Source organism: Pseudomonas sp. GM21 (assembly GCF_000282215.1).
In the GTDB taxonomy this organism is placed as follows: Bacteria; Pseudomonadota; Gammaproteobacteria; order Pseudomonadales; family Pseudomonadaceae; genus Aquipseudomonas.
This window is the reverse complement of the sequence record NZ_AKJS01000203.1, coordinates 1-20,670: the sequence shown is the minus strand read 5'-3', so window position 1 is coordinate 20,670 and position 20,670 is coordinate 1. Positions and strand designations below refer to the sequence as shown.

Annotated in this window: 18 protein-coding genes and 4 pseudogenes; 15 read left to right on the top strand and 7 right to left on the bottom strand. The window is 58.0% G+C overall.

Translation table 11 applies throughout. From position 1 onward, the window contains the following. Positions 1 to 173: 173 nt before the first annotated feature. The 3 genes and pseudogenes from PMI22_RS00050 to PMI22_RS00055 all read right to left on the bottom strand — a co-directional run bounded on the left by PMI22_RS00050 (position 174) and on the right by PMI22_RS00055 (position 1,599). Positions 174 to 533, bottom strand: coding sequence for a DUF6124 family protein (locus tag PMI22_RS00050; RefSeq protein ID WP_007949545.1), 360 nt, complete (start codon positions 531 to 533; stop codon positions 174 to 176). An 11-nt stretch (positions 534 to 544) separates the two neighbouring features. Continuing rightward, a pseudogene (locus PMI22_RS32605) lies at positions 545 to 706 on the bottom strand (SWIM zinc finger family protein); the annotation flags it as partial. A gap of 290 nt (positions 707 to 996) precedes the next feature. Then, positions 997 to 1,599: a hypothetical protein gene (locus tag PMI22_RS00055; RefSeq protein ID WP_050550248.1), complete on the bottom strand. Its 603-nt coding sequence runs from the start codon at positions 1,597 to 1,599 to the stop codon at positions 997 to 999. A 430-nt stretch (positions 1,600 to 2,029) separates the two neighbouring features. Here PMI22_RS00055 and PMI22_RS32600 point away from each other — a divergent pair. The 6 genes and pseudogenes from PMI22_RS32600 to PMI22_RS00075 all read left to right on the top strand — a co-directional run. Continuing rightward, positions 2,030 to 2,815, top strand: a pseudogene (locus PMI22_RS32600) (MCP four helix bundle domain-containing protein); the annotation flags it as partial. Continuing rightward, positions 2,810 to 3,673: a methyl-accepting chemotaxis protein gene (locus tag PMI22_RS32595; protein ID WP_443200819.1), complete on the top strand. Its 864-nt coding sequence runs from the start codon at positions 2,810 to 2,812 to the stop codon at positions 3,671 to 3,673. The pseudogene PMI22_RS32600 and the gene PMI22_RS32595, both read left to right, overlap by 6 nt. A gap of 191 nt (positions 3,674 to 3,864) precedes the next feature. Continuing rightward, positions 3,865 to 4,260, top strand: coding sequence for a hypothetical protein (locus PMI22_RS31515; RefSeq protein ID WP_157214470.1), 396 nt, complete (start codon positions 3,865 to 3,867; stop codon positions 4,258 to 4,260). Positions 4,261 to 4,498: 238 nt separating this feature from the next. Continuing rightward, entirely contained in the window at positions 4,499 to 6,004 is a 1,506-nt protein-coding gene (gene pdxR, locus PMI22_RS00065) for a MocR-like pyridoxine biosynthesis transcription factor PdxR (protein ID WP_007949542.1), read from the top strand. Between the two features lie 112 nt (positions 6,005 to 6,116). Next, on the top strand, positions 6,117 to 7,187 hold the full coding sequence (locus PMI22_RS00070; RefSeq protein WP_007949541.1) for a sugar phosphate isomerase/epimerase family protein: 1,071 nt from the start codon (positions 6,117 to 6,119) through the stop codon (positions 7,185 to 7,187). Positions 7,188 to 7,220: 33 nt separating this feature from the next. Continuing rightward, positions 7,221 to 8,486, top strand: a complete 1,266-nt coding sequence (locus tag PMI22_RS00075; RefSeq protein WP_007949539.1) for an MFS transporter — start codon at positions 7,221 to 7,223, stop codon at positions 8,484 to 8,486. Positions 8,487 to 8,639: 153 nt separating this feature from the next. On the opposite strand, the gene PMI22_RS00080 is transcribed toward PMI22_RS00075, so the two are convergent. Further along, on the bottom strand, positions 8,640 to 9,830 hold the full coding sequence (locus PMI22_RS00080) for a cation:proton antiporter (RefSeq protein WP_007949538.1): 1,191 nt from the start codon (positions 9,828 to 9,830) through the stop codon (positions 8,640 to 8,642). 450 nt (positions 9,831 to 10,280) lie between these two features. Here PMI22_RS00080 and phaC point away from each other — a divergent pair, with 450 nt between their 5' ends. Beyond that, positions 10,281 to 11,957, top strand: a complete 1,677-nt coding sequence (phaC, locus tag PMI22_RS00085) for a class II poly(R)-hydroxyalkanoic acid synthase (RefSeq protein WP_007949536.1) — start codon at positions 10,281 to 10,283, stop codon at positions 11,955 to 11,957. Between the two features lie 106 nt (positions 11,958 to 12,063). Here phaC and PMI22_RS00090 read toward each other — a convergent pair whose 3' ends face one another. After that, a complete protein-coding gene (locus PMI22_RS00090) occupies positions 12,064 to 12,711 on the bottom strand; it encodes a TetR/AcrR family transcriptional regulator (RefSeq protein ID WP_007949535.1) in 648 nt (215 codons plus the stop codon). 167 nt (positions 12,712 to 12,878) lie between these two features. Here PMI22_RS00090 and PMI22_RS00095 point away from each other — a divergent pair, with 167 nt between their 5' ends. Beyond that, a complete protein-coding gene (locus tag PMI22_RS00095; protein ID WP_007949534.1) occupies positions 12,879 to 13,304 on the top strand; it encodes a hypothetical protein in 426 nt (141 codons plus the stop codon). 164 nt (positions 13,305 to 13,468) lie between these two features. Here PMI22_RS00095 and PMI22_RS00100 read toward each other — a convergent pair whose 3' ends face one another. Beyond that, positions 13,469 to 14,326 (bottom strand): alpha/beta fold hydrolase, encoded by an 858-nt coding sequence (locus tag PMI22_RS00100; RefSeq protein ID WP_007949533.1) that lies wholly within the window; start codon positions 14,324 to 14,326, stop codon positions 13,469 to 13,471. A 280-nt stretch (positions 14,327 to 14,606) separates the two neighbouring features. Here PMI22_RS00100 and PMI22_RS00105 point away from each other — a divergent pair, with 280 nt between their 5' ends. The 7 genes and pseudogenes from PMI22_RS00105 (at position 14,607) to PMI22_RS00130 (ending at position 19,901) form a co-directional block, all read left to right on the top strand. Next, the gene (locus PMI22_RS00105) at positions 14,607 to 15,458 is read left to right on the top strand and encodes a putative selenate ABC transporter substrate-binding protein (protein WP_007949532.1); all 852 of its coding nucleotides are present in this window, start codon (positions 14,607 to 14,609) and stop codon (positions 15,456 to 15,458) included. Further along, positions 15,455 to 16,252 (top strand): phosphonate ABC transporter ATP-binding protein, encoded by a 798-nt coding sequence (locus PMI22_RS00110; protein ID WP_007949531.1) that lies wholly within the window; start codon positions 15,455 to 15,457, stop codon positions 16,250 to 16,252. The genes PMI22_RS00105 and PMI22_RS00110 overlap by 4 nt, the downstream gene beginning before the upstream one ends. Beyond that, positions 16,246 to 17,073: a PhnE/PtxC family ABC transporter permease gene (locus PMI22_RS00115; protein ID WP_007949530.1), complete on the top strand. Its 828-nt coding sequence runs from the start codon at positions 16,246 to 16,248 to the stop codon at positions 17,071 to 17,073. Before PMI22_RS00110 ends, PMI22_RS00115 begins: the two co-directional genes overlap by 7 nt. Then, positions 17,070 to 17,837 carry a phosphonate ABC transporter, permease protein PhnE gene (phnE, locus tag PMI22_RS00120; RefSeq protein ID WP_007949529.1) on the top strand — a complete coding sequence of 256 codons (768 nt, stop codon included), beginning with the start codon at positions 17,070 to 17,072 and terminating at the stop codon, positions 17,835 to 17,837. The genes PMI22_RS00115 and phnE overlap by 4 nt, the downstream gene beginning before the upstream one ends. A 319-nt stretch (positions 17,838 to 18,156) precedes the next feature. Continuing rightward, entirely contained in the window at positions 18,157 to 18,963 is an 807-nt protein-coding gene (locus tag PMI22_RS00125; RefSeq protein WP_007949528.1) for a lytic transglycosylase domain-containing protein, read from the top strand. 166 nt (positions 18,964 to 19,129) lie between these two features. After that, positions 19,130 to 19,381: pseudogene (locus tag PMI22_RS0129865) on the top strand (AAA family ATPase); the annotation flags it as partial. A 169-nt stretch (positions 19,382 to 19,550) separates the two neighbouring features. Continuing rightward, positions 19,551 to 19,901: a DUF2200 domain-containing protein gene (locus PMI22_RS00130; protein WP_007949525.1), complete on the top strand. Its 351-nt coding sequence runs from the start codon at positions 19,551 to 19,553 to the stop codon at positions 19,899 to 19,901. Positions 19,902 to 20,179: 278 nt separating this feature from the next. Here PMI22_RS00130 and PMI22_RS0129860 read toward each other — a convergent pair. Then, positions 20,180 to 20,398 (bottom strand): annotated as a pseudogene (locus PMI22_RS0129860) (DUF6124 family protein); the annotation flags it as partial. Positions 20,399 to 20,670 lie beyond the last annotated feature (272 nt).

Here is a 20,670-nt window from a genome sequence, read left to right as displayed (position 1 = left end):
TAGCAGCTGGCGAAGCCTGCGTTCGGCTGCGAAGCAGTCGTAAAATTTGAGTTTGCGGTCCTCCTGAAACACCGCATCGTCTGATTTCACGACTGCTGCGCCCGAGCGCGGACCGGCCGACGCAGGCTCCGCCAGCTGCTACAGAAATTGCCCCCTCACCACAGAACAGGCGGCTACACAGATGGCTCAACTTTATCCAGCACCCGGTTCGCCGTGATCTCCGCCACCATGATGCTGTTGGAAATGCCCAACAGTGCATAACGCGACTCACCCTCCAGATGATCCACCAACTGATGAACCATCACATCGACCGACGCCAGCGTCTCGACCAAAAATACGGCCAGGGTTTCGGCTGTGGCTTCTGGGTCCACGGAAAACAGCGTACTGCGCGTTCGCTTGGTGGCTTTGATGTCGGCATTCGACGGGAAGTGGAAGTTGAGGGCCCGCTCGGCGGCCTCGTTGAGTTTTTTTGAATCGGGTTCGTATGGGGAAACCGGATCGGTGTCCGGTGGGTTGGGTGTTACTTTGAACATTGGCTCAGACCTCATATGAGTGAGGCTGCAACCCGCTCGCGACTAAACGAAATGGAGGCAGCTGTGCACAGGTTAGTCGACCGATGAGCCAAGAAATCGGCGCGCCGAAGCGCCCTGCGCACAACCGCCATCAAGTGCAGGCATGGGATACCTGACTGACAGAGACATTGTGCGTCTTGACATCAACGGGCGACTAAACCCGATCACTGATGGGCAGTGACGGGAATCAAGTTACCGAGCAGCCCCAAGGCGCACAAGCCGGCGGATTCTGGCGTAGCGGTAGGCAACGGCGCAAGGTCTTGTAGCTTTCAGGACGTAACCTTGAAGGTGTTTAAACACGAACCCTCAAGAGTTGTTGAATGAGCCGACATGCGCTTCCTACAGACGATGAAAACCGGGAAAGCCTCCAGGAAACCACCATAAATAAACGATGTTGACTCCTTATTGAGTGCAGCCAACAAATTTAATCCTGATCAACAGTCAGATCGCGAGTGGTAACGAAGCCGACGGCCGCCAACGGGACCTGGATCGTGACCGTGTCTGTGGATGCCTTGAGCTCATAGCCGGGAGAATCGATATACAACGGTACGCCTGGCCATGTGGCTGGCATCTTCGGCTTCATATCCTTGGGAATGTCTCGAACCTTGAGGCCGCTGGGCCCGCAACTGGCTTCCTTGGTCAGAACGACCCAATGGGAATGCCATAACCCACCATCGTTGTCTTTTTTACCGTCCTTGTTTTCATCCAGCTGGGGGGTGTCGTCGAAATCGGGGTGGGAGGTCAATGCCAGGGCCAGGATGCCGGACTTGGGCTCGAACCCGACGACGTCACTGTCCAGACTGGTTGGCCAGACATAGCTATAGACGTCTGAGCCTGCGAATTTGCCCGTGGGTTTGGGCGTATTGACGCCCGCTGTGCCAGCGACGATTTGTTGAAAGACCAGCTTGTTGCCATCACGATAAATGTGCGTATGAACCAGATCAAACGCGGCATCTGTCTGACTTTTAGCGCTGTTGATTCCTCCGGGCTCATGGGCTAATGAAGGAAAGCTCACCGCCGAGGTCATGACCAAACACATTAAACGTCGCATGCCCCGCCCCTCGAACAAAATGGTCAAAAGTTCAGTGCACGTGGGGCTTACGCGTCAGTTTCGCCAGCGTTATCGAGTCGATTAACCACTGGCGGCGCTCAGCCGTTGGGCACCTTCCGAATCATGTGAAGGAACGCATAATCCAGAAATGCCAACACGCGGGCTACGTAAAATCGGCAAATTGCGAGCCGGTGCTGTGTTGTGACGGACAAGTCACTGGGCCTTGCTGAAATGCTGGAACTCTGCGACGCGGACCAGCGCGCAAGAGACGTAGCACCATCGATGAATTTTTATAAGCTTAGCTTATGAAAATGCCCTGATATCGATAATTATTTTGTAGGCAAAAGCTCTTAAAGTCGACTCTGTAATACGATTGCCCCCAGTGCGGGCGTTTCCCAGAACAATAATGAATGGACAAATTATGTTGCTTCGCAAATTAAGCCTTGCCCCTCGTTCCGCTTTTTGCTTTGGTTTCTTTTGCCTTCTTATAGTGGGACTTGGTTTTCTTTCCGCCCGACAAGCATCAATACTGAATCAGGCTGAACAAAAAGTTGAGCTGAATATAGTCCCCAACATTTCACTCTGGGGCTCAATTCAACTTGACCTGATGAGTTTGCGTAACAGCAACTCGAAACTGCGAAACCCTGTAGAGCCCGAAACAGTTAAAACTGAAAGCTTGAAAAATGTTCGCCTGGTTATAGAGAGCCTGCATGGAACCCTGGCGAGCATGACCCCGCTGGCCGTCACTCCAGACGGCAAAGCTGCCTTGGACTCGATTAAAGAGAATGTTTTGGCCTATGAAGCAGTCGAAGAAAAATATTTGGCCATCGTCGCCTCAAAAGACTTCCCTGCCGCCACAGTCTTTTCCGACGTAGAAATACGAGCTGTTAATGTGAAAGTCATGTCCTCCCTCCAGGCACTGAAAGAGATTAACGAACGAAACGCCACAGAGATCGGAAATGAGGCTGCCGAGGCATACAGTCGGGCGTTAACCCTGGTGTTCACTGTGGTCATCGTGGCTCTGATTACTTCAGTTCTGTTTGCCTGGTTATTTACTCGAAGCCTGATTGTTCCCGTCAATCATTCGTTGAACATTGCCGGACGCATTGCCAATAACGACCTCAGCGAAGAAATCAAAGCTGACGGAAATGATGAAATGGGCCGTCTTGTAGTGTCATTAAGCGTGATGCAAGCCAATTTACGCACCGCAATGACGAAAATCAGTGACTCAGCCATTCAATTGGCGGCAACGTCGGAAGAAATGCATGCGGTCACCGAGGACGCTTCCAAAGGGCTGCTGCGACAAAGCGATGAAATCGAAATGGCAGCTGCGGCAGTCACACAGATGAGCTCTGCCGTCGACGGAATGGCCAGCAACGCGGCACAGGCCTTCAATGCAGCAACGCAAGCAAACACGACAGCCCTGGATGGACGGAACAAGGTAGATGCCACGGTAGAGGCAATCAGCCTGATGGTGTGCAATGTTCAATCGACTTCTGACGACGTCAAAGGGCTGGCAGCAATGGCCTTCGACATTAGCAAGGTACTTGATGTCATACGCTCCATTGCCGAGCAAACAAATCTCCTGGCGCTCAACGCTGCTATTGAGGCCGCCCGAGTAGGTGAAGCGGGTCGAGGCTTCGCCGTGGTTGCAGACGAAGTTCGCGCATTGGCCCACCGTACTCACGAATCGACGAGGGAGATCGAGCAAATGATTTCCGATATACAGTCGGGTACCACTGACGCGCTCAGATCGATGGACCAAAGCAGCCTGCAAGCTGGAAAAACCCTGACATTGGCGCAAGAAGCAGGGGCTTCACTTGTCGAAATTACGGAGTCAATCAAGCAAGTGAACGATCGCAACATGTTGATTGCTTCGGCAGCAGAGGAGCAATCACACGCGGCTCGAAAAGTAGACCAAAGCCTGGTAAGCATCCGAGATCTGGCGACCCAGACAGCCGCTGGCTCGCATCAGACAGCTTCCTCCAGCGGTGAGCTGTCGATGCTGGCGGTGGATCTCACTCAGTTAGTCAAGTCCTTCAAGATGTAGCACTGGCAGCCTGCCGAAAACGTCCATTCGGCAGGCTCGGTTAGTCAGCAAATTCGAGGAAACCAAATGACGGACCTACGTACGACCATCGGTCGCATTCACTGAGCACAGGTAGCAAACGATCAGAAACCCGCTATTACGTTAGTAACGGCCACTTCATTCATTGCTGATCGTCACAGGAACGTCCCACGATGGGAAATCAACTTAAGCATTCGAGACTTCGTTTTGGTTTTTTACTGAGTGTTATTTCATTGGGATTGATCGCCTGTTCCAGTGATAAAACAACTAAAGAAATTACTCAACCCCCTATCGATGACAGTAAAACTTCGTCTGTGCGTGTAACGACTAGTTGGATCCGACACTCGCTTAGCCAAACAGACTGCCTGAAGCACGCTAGAACGGCTCTTACAAAAGCGAGATACTTTGTTGATGCAGGAGACCGATCAGTCTTTGGATTTCGTGAAGGCATGACTGTCTCGATTCGCTGCGACTACGAAGGCGTTGCTTTTGTCGCAGTGGCGTATCGCAACAGACCCAGTGCTCAAATGCAGGATCGGATTTTAAATGAAGTCACCAGACTATTTTAAAGGAAGAACAAATCAAAAAATAAATCCCTCCCCTTTTTCTCTTTTTGCTCTAATTCCTACGGTGCATTGCGTGGTCCCCGGCAGAATGGCGCTTTTCTCGACAGCTTGCCCGCAACGTCCGAAACCCGTCCTGAATTAACCTCAACCCCGGACAGATGACTTATCGGGCATCGATCGATACCCTTCCCTCTCCGTTACGGTTCCCAGATAAACCCCATTCCCCCCAAACGAGCATGTCATGAAATCCCCCGCAGGTTTGCTGCTGTCGGCTATCGAACTGGACCGTGCCAGTGCCATTCCCCTGTACCGCCAACTGTATCTGCAGATTCGCAAACAGATACTCAACGGGCGAATCCAGGGGGGCGTGCGTCTGCCGTCGACCCGGACCTTGAGCAACGAGTTGGGGTTGTCGCGGATCACCATTCTCAATGCGTTCGATCAGCTGATTGCCGAAGGTTTTCTGGCCTCGCGCACGGGCGCCGGTACGTATGTCGGCACGGAGTGGGAAAGCCGGGGTGGCGAGGACGAGCAACCGCGCCTGCCACCGCGCCTGTCCGACCTGAGCCAGTCGATGCTGTCGCTGCGCAGCGATCATTTTCGCGGGGTGTCCTATGCCGACTGGGACCCCGCAACCCCGACGTCCTTTCTGCCCAGCCACAGCACCTATGACGCCTTCCCGCAGGCGATCTGGCGGCGCCTGATGAACCGTCACCTGCTCAAGCCCACCAAGGCCATTCTGGGTTATGGCGAGTTGCAGGGCTTGCAGGCGTTTCGCACCGCGATTGCCGAGTACGTCTTCGATGCGCGTGGCATCGACTGCGATGCCGGGCAAGTGGTGATCGTTTCCGGCGCGCAGCAGGCGTTCAATCTGCTGGGCATGCTGCTGCTCAATCCGCAGGACAGTGTCTGGATGGAGGACCCGGGGCACATCGCCGCGCGTATTGCGTTGCAGGCTCAGGGGGCTCAGGTAATTCCGTTGCGTATCGATGAACAGGGGATCGATGTCCAGCAAGGCCTGACCGAATGCCCTGATGCCCGCCTGGTGTTTTGCACGCCTTCGCGCCAGCATCCGTTGGGCGTTACCCTGAGTTATGCGCGGCGCCAGGCACTCATCGACTGGGCTGCACAGCATCAGAGCTGGATCATCGAGGACGATTGCGACAGTGAGTTTCGCTACAGCGGCCGCCTCCTCCCGGCACTGTATGCCATGGATCAGATGGCCCGGGTGATCTACGTCGGCACGTTCAGCAAAGTGCTCTTCCCGTCACTGAGACTGGGTTACGTGATTCTGCCCCAGGCCCTGGTCGAACCCTTCTGCACCCTGCGCGCGGTCATGGATCGCAGCCCACCCACGCTGCTTCAGGCGACAACCGCGGACTTCATGGGCGAAGGCCACTTCCTGGGGCACATCCGCCGCATGCGTGCGCTGTACAAGGCGCGCCAGCAGGCATTGATCGAACAGCTTGAAAAGCAGATTGGCGGCTTCTTCAGGATCACCCCGGCGGATGCCGGCATGCACCTGATCGCCTGGTTGCCCCCCGAACTCAGTGACACTGACATCGCCCGGCAACTGGCCCAACACAACATCCACACCTACGCCTTGAGCGACTACCGCATCAAGCATGCCCTGCCGCCAGCCCTGTTGATCGGCTTTGCCGGCACGCCGGAAAACCTGGCCCGGGAGCGGGTCGAGGCGTTGGCCAATGCCTTGCGCAATTTGGGTTATCTGCCGTCGCCCCCTTGATGCGAGGCAAGTGGTCTTATCAAATAACTGATAGTGGATCTATCGAGAGTTCCTGACTGGCGCGATAAAGGCTGCGCCGGTAGACCCGGTGTCTGAACCAGGAACGACTCTAATGAACAATAAGATCCAGGAACGATTCAACGCCTTGCTGAGCCATAAGGTGGTCGAACACGGGGCTGTTCCCGTGCTGACGGACGCACTGGCCCGGCGGTTGCTTGAGCGTCTGGGGCAATTGCGCCTGTTTGCCCACGCCTACCCACTACTGACTAACCTCACCCACGGTCGTGTCACCCCGGCCGACCTGCTGGACTTCGCCTATCGCCACGAACTGCAAGGCCTGAGCCTGCATTTGCTCGACGGCGAAGAAAACAGCCTGAGCCAGATGTCACCCGCGCAGCTCCAGGCGTTTGCCGCCAAGGCCAAAGCGCTGGGGCTGGATGTGCACCTGGAAATCAGCAGCACGCTGAAAAAGGATGTCGATCAGGTGATCGCCATCGCCCTCGCCCTGGGCGTGCGCAACATCCGTGTTTACTCACGTTACGAGGGCACGCTGTCGCGGGTCATGGACGTGATCGAGACCGACCTGCACTACCTCGCGCAACAGGCTGACGCACACGATCTGTACTTCGATTTCGAGCAGCATGAAGAACTCAAGAGCGGGGAAATTGCGCAACTGCTCAACCGTCTCAACCACCCTCGCCTGCATGCCCTGTTCGACTTCGGCAACATGATCAACGCCTGCGAACAGCCGCTTCAGGCCCTGCGCAACCTGGCACCGCACATTCGCCAGACTCACCTCAAGGGCGTGCGCATCGTCCCCGAACACAACGGCTTCGGTCATTACGGCGTCTTGCAAGGCAGCGACGAAGACGACCTGCCCAGCGCCCGCATGCTGTTCGAACTGTTGATGCTGGGTGAAGCAACCCCACAGGTGATCGCCTTCATTCTTGAGCAGGAAAACCACTACGTGGCACCGGCCTTCCGCCAGAGCCTTGAGGCGGCTGACCCCTTCATTGCTTACCGGGAGATGAGCGACACGCCGCTTCCGAACGGCTACTCGCTTGAGCAAATGCTGGCCGATGAACACCGCTGGGCGAACAACCAGGTCGCCTATGTCCGCAGCCTGCTGGCCGAGTTTCGCACCCTGGCCGAACTGACCCTGGCCAACCCTTCCAACGCCTGATCCTGACGACCCGATTACGCCCGGAGAACAATAATGACAATTCAAAACAAGGCCAAATGGCTCAGATTCCTGATCCTCATCCTCGGTGGCGGCACCATCTACAAGCTGGCGAACCTGAAAGACGCCTTCTATGTCCCCATGCAGGAATTCATGGGCCTGAGCCACACTGAAATCGGCATGCTGCTGAGCGCCAACGCGATCATCGCGACCGCGCTGTTTGTGCTTGGCGGCCTGCTCGCCGATCGCTACGACACACGTAAACTGATCCCCCTCGGCCTGATCGGAACTGGTGGCCTGGGGTTGTACCTGGCAACCTTTCCGCCCTTCAGCAGCTTGCTGATCGTGTTCAGTCTGTTGGCCGTCTGTGCCGACTGCCTGTTCTGGCCATCGCTGCTCAAAGCGATCCGCAACCTGGGTGACGATCAGGAACAAGGCCGGTTGTTCGGCCTGCTCGAAGGCGGTCGTGGCGTGGTGGATACACTGGTGGCCTTTTCCGCCTTGGGCGTGTTCGTCGCCATGGGTTCGGGCGAAACCGGCCTTAAGTCGGCAATCCTGTTTTATTCGGTCATCGATATTCTGGCCGGCACCCTGACCTGGTTCCTGCTCAAGGGTGGCAACACGCAATCGGCGGCCAAACCGAAGAACGGTCTGGCGAACCTGATGGAAGCGATCAAGGTTCCGGGCATCTGGCTGGTCAGCCTCAACGTGTTTATGGTCTACATCGTCTATTGCGGCCTGACCTATTTCATTCCCTACCTCAAGGAAATGTACGGGCTGCCCGTGGCATTGGTGGGCGCCTACGGCATCATCAACCAGTACTTCCTGAAGATCCTCGGCGGGCCTGCCGGCGGTTTCATTGCCGACAAGCAGTTCAAGAGCACCAGCCGCTACTTGAAGTGGGCATTCCTGGCGCTGTTGCCGCTGATGGGCGTGATCATGCTGATTCCGAAAAGCCCGGACTTCATCTACGCGGGCATGGCCGCCACACTGTCCTTCGCCCTGATCGTGTTCTCCATGCGCGGCGTGTTCTGGGCCCCCATGGGTGAAGTCGGCATTCCCCAGCACATCACCGGCTCGGCCTTCGGCATCGGTTGCCTGATCGGCTATGCCCCCGGCATGTTTGCCTACGTCATCTATGGCGCGATCCTCGACCACTTCCCCGGTGAACAGGGTTACAACTATGTCTTCACCTTGATGAGCCTGCTGGCCATTGCGGGCTTCATGGTGTCCAGCCTGCTCTATCAAGCGGTGCGCAAAAAATCCACGGCCACGGGCGGGATGAGCGCGGCTCAAGCCTGATCATCGGTATGGAATCCATGGAGCAATCCCCGCAGCAAAACCTGTGGGAGCGAGCCTGCTCGCGATGAAGGTGGCACAGCCAACACTTGCGTTGCGTGACAGTCCGTCATCGCGAACAGGCTCACTCCCACAGGGAACGTATCCAGGTAAATATCAATGACCACGACTGGCCAGCCGTGCAACCCATGGATTGGCACTCAGACCATGTAATAGCACGCTGAGTAAAACGGTACAGACAACAGTAGCCACCAAGGTACGACTTGCTTCCAGAGGGGAGGCCAATATCATGACGGCGAAGACAATGCTGGCCAGACCTCGCGGGCCGAACCAACCGATGAACAGGCGGGTTTCGAAATCGAAGCGGGTTCCCACCAGACTGATCAGCACGGGCAGTATGCGAATCACGGTCAGACTGAGCACCGAGTAAAGCCAGATGTTCAGGGTGAGACTGCTCCAGGCCCAAGGGATCACCAGTGCGCCAAATACGAGCCAGGTAATGACCGATAACAGGCTGGCGAACTCTTCGCTGGCCTTGAGCATCTGGTGCTTTTGCTCGGTAAACAGAAAACTTGCGAGCAACCCACCGACGAACGCGGCGATAAACCCGCTACCACCTAGTGTTTGCGCTGTGGCAAAGCACAGAATGGCGAGCCCGGGCAGGGTCAACTGTGACCACATGGGTGTTTGCCACTTGTGCTTTGCGGAGTAGCGCTGCAACTGCCAGGCGATGAACGTAAAAGTAATACCGATCAATGCACCGATGCCCAGCTCCTCGATAACCAACTCTAATGCCAGTGAGATAGGGGACTGTGTCGGCTGTTCGACCAGCAATGCCAAAAACAAAAGCAACACTGGAACGCAGATTCCATCATTCAACCCACTCTCAACGTTTAACCCTTCACGCACAGGCGCGGGAACTTTGGGATTGCTCACAACAGCTTTACCGAGCGCAGCATCAGTGGGAGCCAGAAGGGTTGCCAGTATTGCCAATTCCAACGGTGGGACCTGTGGGAACAGCCAGATGCCGACTAGCCAACCACCTGCGATGGTCAGTGGTAGCCCTATCATCAGCAAGCGCAGCGGTAGTCCTTCATTAGCCCGCAGGACCTTCAGGCTGGCGTTGGCCGCATCGCTGAACAGAACAATCGCCAACGTCAGCTCCGCCAGGAGCTTGAGGCCATCCTTGTCAATCCGGGGTTGCAGAATGCCCAGAAATGCCGGGCCGAGAAACAGACCGGCAAGCATGAACATAAGCGGGCCATTGAGCAGACGTGACTCGAAGCGCCCCGCAAATATGCTGTAGGTAAGGAGAAAGGCGGCAAGCAGCGCTAAGTTCTGATACATCGATGACCTGCCTGATCAGGGTGGGCACCTGGAACACGCAGCCTTGATGCAGGCAACTTGAAGTGGGCGGGTTTCAGGCATGGGAGGTGACGTCTAATGAGAGGTGCGCTAAGCATAGGTGGTGTCCTTTGGGTGCGCCTCTCCTTCAGGTGTTTACCGGTAGCACCGACAAAAAAGGGGACACCCATTAGTCGGTCTCGAGTCAGCACAGCCTCATCTTCACAGCATCTTCGACAGGCAATCCCGGACCAAAGGTCATGGATTGTCATGAAGTGAAAAAGCGTTGTCGTCAAATGAAATGTTGGCCGCCCTCCCTTCTATATGCTCCTCAAGATCTGCGTGGCAAGCCCTGCCTTTCTGCTGCTCGCCCGACCGCGCTATTCCCGATCGCTTGCCCGCAGCCATATAACTACCGAGCGCCTGTCTTGGTTGCCTTACCGGAATGTCACAATGAACAAGAAAGATAAAGAGATCTCCCAACAAGCGGCGATGCACACGTTGAGCCTGAACCCGGCGTTCGGTCCTCGCGGGCGCGACCTGCTCGGCAGCGCCCGCATGGTCCTGCGACAAGTGTTGAAGCAACCCGTGCATAGCGCTCGGCATATGGCTGCATTCGGCCTTGAGCTGAAAAATGTCCTGCTCAACCGCTCGCAGCTCGAGCCAGCGGCGGGAGACAAGCGCTTCGACGAGCAGACCTGGCAGAACAACCCGCTATACCGTCGCTACAAGCAGACTTACCTGGCCTGGTGCCAGGAGATGAACGACTGGATCAGCACCAGCAACCTAAGCGAACAGGACGCTCAACGTGGTCAGTTTGTCATCAGCCTGCTGACCGAGGCGATGGCGCCGACCAACACCCTGGCCAACCCGCTAGCGCTCAAGCGCTTCTTTGAAACCGGCGGCAAGAGCGTTCTGAATGGCTTCTCGCAGCTGACCCGGGACCTGATCGAAAACGGCGGCATGCCCAGCCAGGTGAACAAGAAGGCTTTCGGGGTCGGCCACAATCTGGGCATCACCGAAGGTGCGGTGGTGTTTCGCAATGAGGTGCTGGAGTTGATCCAGTACAAGCCGCGTACCGAGCAGGTGCATGTGCGTCCGTTGTTGGTGGTGCCGCCACAGATCAACAAGTTCTACCTGTTTGATTTGACGCCGGAGAAGAGCCTGATCCGTTTTCTCCTCGACAGCGGTATCCAGACCTTCGCTATCAGCTGGCGCAATCCGGGCAAGGCACAGCGTGAATGGGGTTTTTCCAGTTACATTGAAGCCCTGAAGGAAGCAATCGACGCGGTTCTTGCAATAACCGGCAGCGCCGACCTCAACACCTTCGGCGCCTGTTCTGGAGGCTGCACCATGTCCTCGCTGCTGGGTCACTACGCCGCCCTGGACGAGAAAAAGATCAATGCCTTTACCCTGGCGGTCAGCATGTTGGACATACGCCCCGACACCCAGGTCGGGCTGTTCGCCGACGAGAAGACCCTGGAGGCGGCCAAGCGCCGTTCCTATCAGAACGGCGTGCTGGAGGGCCGCGAGCTGGCCAAAGTCTTCGCCTGGATGCGCCCCAATGACTTGATCTGGAGTTACTGGATCAACAACTACCTGCTCGGCAAAGAGCCCCCGGCATTCGATGTCCTCTACTGGAACAACGACACCACCAACCTGCCCGCCACGCTGCACGGCGAATTCATTGATATGTACCAGACCAATCCGTTCGCCCGCGCCGGTGCCATGGAGGTCTGCGGCACACCGATAGACCTCAGTCAGGTCACCAGTGACTTCTACTGCATCGCAGGCCTGACCGACCACATCACCCCGTGGGACGCCTGCTACCGTTCCATGCATCTGTTTGGCGGACAGGGCGAGTTCGTGGTGTCCAACAGCGGGCATATCCAGAGCATCCTCAACCCGCCGGGCAACCCCAAGGCGCGTTTCATGACCGGCAGCAACCTGCCTGTCGAAGCTCAGGAATGGATGGAAGCTGCCAGTAAACAGGCGGGCTCCTGGTGGCCCCACTGGCTGGCCTGGCTGCAGACACGCTCGGGCGATCACAAAAAGGCTCCCCGTAAACTGGGCAACAGGGCTTATCCCGCTGCTGAGGCTGCACCGGGTACCTACGTGCACATGCGCTGAACCTGCAGTCATTAAAAAAGGGGACTAAAAAAGGGGACCGACTAAAAAACAGATTTATTTTTCTGGAAAATAAATCCGTCCCCTTTCCTTGCCTTTCCTTTTCAGCCTAGCGCTTTCGCCGCACCTGTTTGTCCTCCGCCAGCGCCTGGCGGACGAGCGCCTGCGCTGCCCACACGGCGGTGTCGAGTGATTCTTTGATGCTTGCGCCACCGATATCGCGCACAGCGATCAACGCTTCGGTGCCCATCACGATCGACAACGCCTGCTTCAGTCGCTTGCGAGCACGGGGTGAGAGCGCATCCTTCAGCGAGTCGACAATCGGCTCGATGTAGCTCATGCGTCGCCCCGGCCGCAGCGGCTCGTGGGACTCATTTTCCAGCCACACCGTCATGAACGAACGCTCCATCACGTGCAGGCCTATCTCGTCGTCGATCAGCAGTTTATGCAATGCGTTCGCCGCCAGACCTATGCCCTTTACGGGATCGTCTCCCGGCTGCCAAAGATTCTCCAACGGCGTCATGTCGCGATCGGCCGCCGTCTCGCTAATCAACGCCTCCGACGAGGGAAAGTAACGATACGCCGTGGCCCGCGACACCATCGCGCGTTCGGCGACTTGTGCGACAGTCGGGTTCTGGCCCTCATCGCGCAAAGCGGTGGCCGCATCGATCAACGCTTGACGCGTTCGTTGCCGCTGGTAAGCGCGGCCTTGCCGATCCACATCATGGACAGGCGGGCTTGACTTCGAAGTCGACATGGAATAAATGATACTCCGTCTTGTAATGAGACTTGAGTCTCATAATAGGCACACAGCACAGGATATGCCACTGGCACGATGCACAGCACAATCGGCGCGCCGGGCATAACGATTCCACATCGCTTTTGCGCAACTGAGCGCGCCTCAGGGCGCATGAGGTGAATGCCATGAATCACAATCCCCGTTCGCGAACCTGGTTTCGGCTCGCTGTCATCTACTTTGCCCTTGGCGTGATGTTGGGTGTGACGATGGGCGCTACCGGCGACCACTCACTCTTCGCGGTACATGCCCATATCAATCTGTTGGGATGGGTGTCGATGGCACTGTTCGGACTCATCAGCACAATGCACCCGTCAATCACTCAAGGGCACATCGCTACAGCACAGTTCTGGACATACAACGTTGGCGTACCGGTAATGCTTGGAGCACTGACATTGCGTATGAAGGGTTTCCCGTCAGTTGAACCCTTGATCGCTGTCGCATCAATCCTCATCGGTTTCAGTGTGCTGCTCTTCGTGTGGCAGGTGTTCTCGCGCATCGGCGTAACGTTCGAACATTTGAACCGCGCGCAAAGTGAGTCGCATCTGTCATGACGGGTTCTGCCAATCGCCGTTTTGGGGCCGCATATCGATGCAGGGAGTGATCCACCCCGGATTGAAGGCTGTCCTTTACAACTGGTAAATCAAAAAACAAGACGGATTTACTTAAAAAAGGGGGACGGACAAATGGAAAAATAAATCCGTCCCCTTTCTGCTGATCAGGTCGGTTGGAGTTTCTGCTTCTTGCCGTTTGCTGCCTGTCGCGAAGCTAACCTGCCGTTGGCGATCATCGGCGCGAGCTCTTCATCGCCGTGCGGCTGGCAGAGGAATTCGCGTATCGCTTCAGCGGTTCGCCTGGCGCTGGTGACCACGAAAAAATGCCCCTCGCCCTGCAAGACGTGCAGTTCGGCACGGCGAATGGTGCGGCGCAGGATCTGCGCGTTGTACAGCCGCACCAGGGTGTCGCGTTCGCCGGTGAGGATCAGCGTGCGCTGGCGCAGGCGGAACAGCCGTAGCAGGCTGGTCCAGCCGACCAGGGCGGTGAGCTGGTGGTAATAGGTTCGCGGGTTGGCCGTGAGCATGCCGTTCACCACACCGAAGCGCAGCAGCGTCTGTATCGAATTGCGCGAGCCTCCTTGCTTGCGCGATTTGGCGCTTTTGCTCCTGCCAAAAAAATCCAGGATGTCGGCGGGCTTCACCAGCATCGCCGGGCCGGCCGAGGTCGCCGCGAGGATCAGCCGGCGCACCATGCTCGGGTAACGCAGGGCGAATTCTTGCGCCAATGCACCGCCCCAACTCACGCCGAACACATCGACCTGGTCGACTCCCAATTGCTTGAGCAGCTCGGCGATCAGGTCGGCATGGCGCGGCAGACGCATCGGCCAGCGTGGCATTTGCGATTTGCCGACCCCGGGCACGTCCAGCGTAATGGTCCTGTAGTCCTCAAGTTCATCGCGCAGGGGATCGAAGGTACGGATCAACCCACCCAGGCCATTGAGCAAGAGTAGCGGTGAACCTTGGCCGCGGATTGAAACGTTCAACTGCAAGTCTTGAACGGTTAATTTGTACGTTGTCATGGTTTCCCCCTTGGCCTGCCCACTGCTAAGACAGCGTCTGGCGTTTGCGGTGCAAAAAACATTTGCTGGCTTGGCACTGCGAATCTTCGAGCCATCGTTGCTGTCCGTCCCGGCTGCATCCACGTACCATGGCGGGTCGAAATGATGAGCCCCCCTTATGAGGACACAGCCAAAAGCAGTCAATTTCGCACCTTTTCGTCTACCCTCACAATGCGCCAGGCAGCAATCAGCTTGTGCCCGACGCCTCGACATTCTTTCGTAAATGCACCGGAGAAGTTCCATGCTCAAGCGTACCCTGGCATTGGCCGTCGGCTTGACCCTGTCATTTGGCACCCTGTTGGCGCAGGCCGCCGACACCCTGAAAGTCAGTGCGATTCCCGATGAAGCCCCTACCGAACTGCTGCGCAAGTTCCAGCCGCTTGGCGCCTATCTGGAACAACAGTTGGGCATGAAAGTCGAGTTCGTGCCCGTGAGCGACTATCCGGCCGTGGTCGAGGCGCTGGCAACCGACCGAATCGATATGGCCTGGCTGGGCGGCTTCACGTTCGTGCAGGCGCGTCTTAAAACCGGCAATGCCATCCCGCTGGTACAGCGCGAACAGGACGCTCAATTCACCAGCAAATTCATCACCGCCGACCCAGCCGTCAAGTCTCTCGCCGATCTCAAGGGCAAGACCTTTGCATTCGGTTCGGTGTCCTCCACGTCGGGCAGTCTCATGCCGCGTTATTTCATGCTGAAGGACGGCATCAAGCCTGAAACTTACTTCAGTCGAGTCGGCTACTCCGGCGCCCATGACGCCACTGTCGCCTGGGTCCAGGCCGGCAAGGTGGACGCCGGGGTACTGAACGCCAGCGTATGGGAAAAACTGGTCGCCGCCGGCAAGGTCGACACGACCAAGGTAAAAGTGTTTGCGACCACCCCGGCTTACTTCGACTACAACTGGACGGTGCGCGGGACCCTCGACCCTGCGCTGGCGGCCAAGATTAAGGCAGCCTTCCTTGCTCTCGATCCGGCGAACCCCAAGGACAAGGAGATTCTGGACCTGCAGGCCGCCAGCCGCTTCATCGAAACCAAGCCTGAGAACTACAAGGGCATCGAGGAAGCCGCACGCGCCGCCGACCTGCTCAAATGACGTTGCATCTGACCCAAGTCAGCGTTACCCACGCCAACGGCGTCCAGGCCCTGCGGGGCGTGGACCTGCACATCAGTGCCAGCGAACAGGTCGCCATCATCGGCCCGTCCGGCGCGGGTAAGTCGAGCCTGCTCAACCTGCTGGCCACTGCCCTGCGTCCGGGCAACGGCGAGCTGCAGGTACTTGGCGAGCGAGCCTGGCAGCTTTCTGCCCGACAGCGTCAGCGTCTGCGCGCGCGCATCGGCCTGGTTCACCAGTCGCCACCCCTGCCACCGCGCCAGCGCGTGGTCACCGCGGTTCTGGCCGGAAAGCTGGGTCAGTGGGGGCTGGGCAAGAGCCTGCTGAACCTGCTGCATCCACTGGATATTCCAGGTGCACGCGCGGCATTGGCCAGGCTGGACCTGAGTGACAAGTTGTTCGCGCAATGCCAGCAACTGTCCGGTGGACAGCTACAGCGCGTGGGCATTGCCCGCGTGTTATACCAGGCGCCCGAGGTGTTGCTGGCCGATGAGCCGGTATCGGCCATGGACCCTGTGTTGGCCCAGCACACGCTTTCGGTGCTCTGTCGTCATGCCCGGCAGCACAACGTCACCCTGGTCGCCAGCCTGCATGCGGTGGAGCTGGCCCTGGCGAACTTTTCGCGGATCATCGGCTTGCGTGATGGGCAGATTCTGTTCGACCTTGCGGCCAGCGAAGTCGACCGCGAGTTGCTCGACAAGCTCTACGCCAACGAACAACTGCAATCCCCACCGATTGTTCCGCCGCCCTTGAGTGTGCAGATTCCCCGATGCTGACCCGTGATACCCGAGACCCGGCCACCCGGCCCCGCCTGCTGATCACCTTGCTGGCCCTTGCCTTGCTCTGGCCGGGCATCCGCTACAGCGAGCTGGACCTGAGCGTACTGGTGGCGAGTGACAGTCAGAGCGAGATCGGCCGGTTTGTATCAGCCTTCTGGCCACCGGCCCATGGCGAAGAATTCATCCAGCTGTTGTTGCAAGCCACCCTGCAGACCCTGGCCATCGCCACGGCCGGCATGGCCCTGGCGTTGCTGTTGGCAGTCCCCGCCAGCCTGCTGGCCAGTCGTGCTCTGTCGCTGTCTGCTGCCTCCCATGCCGGCCACCCGAGCTATTGGGGCCAACTGCTGCGCTGGCCTGTACGCGGTTTACTGATCTTCCTGCGCAGCGTGCCGGAAATCGTCTGGGCCCTGCTGTTCGTGCGCGCCGTCGGCCTCGGCCCGACTGCCGGTGTACTGGCCATCGCCATTACCTACAGCGGCATGCTGGGCAAGGTCTACGCGGAAATTTTCGAGTCGGTCGACCAGCGCCCGGCCCATGCGCTACTGCAGTCCGGCAGCGGTCGGCTCGCAGCCTTTTGCTACGGGATCCTGCCCAATGTCGCTGCGGAACTGCTGTCATACACGGTGTACCGCTGGGAATGCGCAATCCGCGCCTCGGTGGTGATGGGCTTCGTCGGTGCCGGCGGTCTGGGCCAGCAAATGGACCTGTCGTTGCGCATGTTCGCCGGCGGTGAAGTGGCCAGTTTGTTACTGACATTCCTTGTACTGGTGCTGCTCGCCGATCAACTCAGCCGCCTGCTGCGCTGGAGGCTGGCATGAATCGCCTGATCAACCTTGCATTGTTGCTCTGCATTGGCGCAGCGGTGGTCGCCTCGTTCAGCTACTTGGGCATCAACCTCGGCGAACTCGGCGACAGCGGCAACCTGCATCATATGGGCGCTTATGCGCAGCGTTTTCTCAGCCCGGACCTGAGCGCGGGCCATCTGCAAGCCATCGGTCACGGCGCCCTGGAAACCATTGCCATGTCCGCCCTGGGCACCCTGCTCGCAGCGGTACTCGGCCTGCTATTGGCACTGCCCGCGGCAGGGCGCTTCGGCTGGCCACTGCAGAGCGCGTCGCGCCTGGTGCTCAACGCCTTGCGCGCGGTTCCGGAACTGGTGTGGGCCGCGCTGATGGTCCTTGCTGCCGGTCTGGGCCCCAATGCCGGCACCCTGGCATTAGCCCTGCACACCACCGGCGTGCTCGGCCGGCTGTTCGCCGAAGCATTGGAAAACACCCCACCAGAACCGGCCGACGCCATCCGCCTGCAGGGCGGCAATGCCGTATGGGCGTTCTGTTACGGCACCCTGCCCAACCTGTTGCCACAGCTCCTGGCCTACATCCTGTACCGCTGGGAAAACAACATTCGCATGGCCAGCGTGCTCGGCTTCGTCGGTGCCGGTGGTTTGGGGCAAATGCTCTATGTCAGCCTCAGCCTGTTCCAGGAAGCTCAAGCCAGCACGGTTATCCTGGCCATGCTGCTACTGGTATTGGCCGTCGATACATTGAGCAGCTGGAGCCGTCAACGCTGGGTCAAGGCCTGAGTGCTTTCGCAGAATTCAGTTGTGTTGTGCCATCGCCTACCTGAGCCTGCCCCGCCCCGCCCCGCCCTGCCCTGCCCCGCCCCGGCTCCGTCACCTGCGGATCGGACTTGCGCCCGGCCCTGACAAGTCGAGACGACGCGTCGTGCGAGCACCTCGGCTTGGAACGCCGGCAGCCCGTACGTCAACGCAAGTTCCAAGGCCGGTTACAAGGGGTATAACTATCAGAACAAAAGGCGGCTCACCCAGATAGGCCCTCCAATGGCAGCGCCCGGGCCAGGCGCCCCAGGCCTGATCGGCGCCTGCGACGCGGAGCGATGTGATGAATTCCAGAGCATGGCGATGGGCTCGCAAGAGCCTTCTTGGCTGCATCGAACTGGCCTTGCTGGTCGTTCCACTGTGCGCCAGCGCCATGTTCAAGTGCCAAGCCAGGGACGGAGCCATCAGCTACACCAGTCAAGCCATCGCCAGCGCCCGCTGCACTCGCCTCAATGACATGGCGGGCGCCGGTGTCGGCGCCAAGGCAATGGCCCGGCCACGGCTTGTGCGGGACGACGACTCAGACGCGGTGCGGATTCGGGTGTTCACCTTCATTCACAAGGGTGTTCGTCAATATGTAAGCCGGCGCCCCGTCGGGATCTCCGCACGGGTCGATGTCCTTGAGCTCTATTACATCAAGGGCTGCTATCTGTGCACGGCGCCTAAGAATTTCAAGGTCGCCTCACTGCACCTGGACACCCTTTCCTATCGGCGGGAGATCGAAGCCGCTTCGGGTCATTATGGTGTCGACAGGGCGCTGGTCCGCGCAGTGATACATGCCGAATCGGCGTTTCGCCCCAACGCCATTTCCGAAGCCGGCGCCCAGGGGCTGATGCAGTTGATGCCCGCCACCGCCGAGCGCTTCGCCGTGGACGATCCGTTCGACGCACGACAGAACATTCGTGGCGGCGTGCGCTACCTGGCCTGGCTGCTCAAGCGCTTCAACGGCAACCAGGTGCTGGCGTTGGCAGGTTACAACGCCGGCGAAGCGTCCGTGGTCGAGTACAACGGGGTGCCTCCCTACGCCGAGACGCAATCCTACGTCACCCTCGTGCAGTCCTTGACCGAACGCTATCGCAACCATCGCTAGTACCGTAGGGCGCATAACCCGCAATAGGTAAGACGCCGGGCGGGGAATGGCTCAACCGAACTTCCACGTTCACCGGTTGAATCCACAGTCAGCCCCACATCAGCCTTTAACTGAAGCCCCCAAACCGGCACAATCGCCGGCTTTTTTCGCGACAGGAAGTCCGACCATGCAACGGATTGTGATTCTGGGCAATGCCGGTAGCGGCAAATCCACCCTCGCCCGCGCCCTCGGCATGCGCCTTGGCTTGCCCGTAGTGCACCTGGACACCTTGTTCTGGGAGCCCGACTGGGTCGAACCCGACGCTGAGCAATTCCGCGCTCGGGTCAGTGAAGCGGTCGCTCCGACTGCGTGGATCTGTGAAGGCAACTATGCCCGGCGTACATTCGATCTTCGCCTGCCCCGTGCCGACTTGATCATCTAATTCAACCTCCACCCCAGTCAGATGACTTATCGGGAATGCACCGGGCATGTTTGCCTGCGTCGTCTATGGTGCGATCCTCGACCACTTCCCCGGTCAAAGCTGTGATCAAACACAATAGGAAGACCTCCCATCATCCGCACTCCTTTGCACACCAGGAGAAACGCAAATGTCCCGACATCGAATCTTCTCGACACCCTTTGCGGCGGTTTATCCACTGTACGTAGCGAAAGCCCAGCGCAAGGGCCGTACCCAAGAGGAAGTTGACCGCGTCATTTGCTGGCTCACGGGCTACGACCAGGCGGGCCTATTGCAACAGCTCAAGCTGAACGTCGACTTCGAAACCTTCTTTGCTCAGGCGCCGGAGATGCATCCGAACAGCAGCCTAATCAAAGGCGTGGTTTGCGGTATCCGTGTGGAGGATGTTGAAGATCCACTGATGAAACAAATCCGCCAGCTGGACAAGCTTGTGGATGAACTCGCCAAAGGCAAATCCATGGAGAAGGTGCTTCGACAATAAATCCCGTGGGCAAAACGGAGGGCCGAGCGTAATAGTCGCAAAACCTTTGGGAGCGAGCCGGCTCCGGGCGACGTTCCGACGATAGCGGACTGTCAGGCAACGAAAGTATGACTGCACCACCCTCATCGTCGGAACGCCGCCCGTAACCGGCTCGATCCCACAAAGACTGCGGCATTCAACACCTTAATTGATCGGCATTAAATGCTCAGAGTCCCGTTATTTTAGATCGATGAGCAACCTGTGGCGAGGGAAATGCTTCCCCCGCCACAGGCCAGCGACTACACGGATGGCTCAACCTTATCCAACACCCCATTCGCCGTAATCTCCGCCACCATGATGCTGTTGGAAATACCCAGCAGCGCATAACGCGACTCCCCCTCCAAATGATCCACCAACTGATGAACCATCACATCAACCGACGCCAGCGTCTCTACCAAAAACACAGGCAGGGTTTCGACTGTGGCTTCTGGGTCGACGGAGAACAACGAGTTCGCAGTAGCGTTCGAACACCTGCTTTACATGATTAACAGGCCACCGCTCGTTGTTGGGTAATTGCACTGACTTGACCAGCTATTTGCATAGGACCTGACCAGCTGCTTGCATGGGACTTTCCTCAGAGCATGAGAATTTTGCTCTCGGCCATTTTTAGATCATAGTTGGGTACCTGCACGGACTTGCCCCCCCATTTGCATTCGACCTGACCAGTCATGTGCACCGTATTTGACCAGCAAGATTCGTGGAGACATGACCGGTAGCGAACGGCCCAGAG

What these genes read in the sequence shown, in the direction of transcription:
- PMI22_RS00050 (WP_007949545.1), bottom strand. Translation starts at nt 533, where the DNA reads ATGTTCAAAGTAACACCCAACCCACCGGACACCGATCCGGTTTCCCCA.
- PMI22_RS00055 (WP_050550248.1), bottom strand. Translation starts at nt 1,599, where the DNA reads ATGACCTCGGCGGTGAGCTTTCCTTCATTAGCCCATGAGCCCGGAGGA.
- PMI22_RS32595 (WP_443200819.1), top strand. Translation starts at nt 2,810, where the DNA reads ATGCAAGCCAATTTACGCACCGCAATGACGAAAATCAGTGACTCAGCC.
- PMI22_RS31515 (WP_157214470.1), top strand. Translation starts at nt 3,865, where the DNA reads ATGGGAAATCAACTTAAGCATTCGAGACTTCGTTTTGGTTTTTTACTG.
- pdxR (WP_007949542.1), top strand. Translation starts at nt 4,499, where the DNA reads ATGAAATCCCCCGCAGGTTTGCTGCTGTCGGCTATCGAACTGGACCGT.
- PMI22_RS00070 (WP_007949541.1), top strand. Translation starts at nt 6,117, where the DNA reads ATGAACAATAAGATCCAGGAACGATTCAACGCCTTGCTGAGCCATAAG.
- PMI22_RS00075 (WP_007949539.1), top strand. Translation starts at nt 7,221, where the DNA reads ATGACAATTCAAAACAAGGCCAAATGGCTCAGATTCCTGATCCTCATC.
- PMI22_RS00080 (WP_007949538.1), bottom strand. Translation starts at nt 9,830, where the DNA reads ATGTATCAGAACTTAGCGCTGCTTGCCGCCTTTCTCCTTACCTACAGC.
- phaC (WP_007949536.1), top strand. Translation starts at nt 10,281, where the DNA reads ATGAACAAGAAAGATAAAGAGATCTCCCAACAAGCGGCGATGCACACG.
- PMI22_RS00090 (WP_007949535.1), bottom strand. Translation starts at nt 12,711, where the DNA reads ATGTCGACTTCGAAGTCAAGCCCGCCTGTCCATGATGTGGATCGGCAA.
- PMI22_RS00095 (WP_007949534.1), top strand. Translation starts at nt 12,879, where the DNA reads ATGAATCACAATCCCCGTTCGCGAACCTGGTTTCGGCTCGCTGTCATC.
- PMI22_RS00100 (WP_007949533.1), bottom strand. Translation starts at nt 14,326, where the DNA reads ATGACAACGTACAAATTAACCGTTCAAGACTTGCAGTTGAACGTTTCA.
- PMI22_RS00105 (WP_007949532.1), top strand. Translation starts at nt 14,607, where the DNA reads ATGCTCAAGCGTACCCTGGCATTGGCCGTCGGCTTGACCCTGTCATTT.
- PMI22_RS00110 (WP_007949531.1), top strand. Translation starts at nt 15,455, where the DNA reads ATGACGTTGCATCTGACCCAAGTCAGCGTTACCCACGCCAACGGCGTC.
- PMI22_RS00115 (WP_007949530.1), top strand. Translation starts at nt 16,246, where the DNA reads ATGCTGACCCGTGATACCCGAGACCCGGCCACCCGGCCCCGCCTGCTG.
- phnE (WP_007949529.1), top strand. Translation starts at nt 17,070, where the DNA reads ATGAATCGCCTGATCAACCTTGCATTGTTGCTCTGCATTGGCGCAGCG.
- PMI22_RS00125 (WP_007949528.1), top strand. Translation starts at nt 18,157, where the DNA reads ATGAATTCCAGAGCATGGCGATGGGCTCGCAAGAGCCTTCTTGGCTGC.
- PMI22_RS00130 (WP_007949525.1), top strand. Translation starts at nt 19,551, where the DNA reads ATGTCCCGACATCGAATCTTCTCGACACCCTTTGCGGCGGTTTATCCA.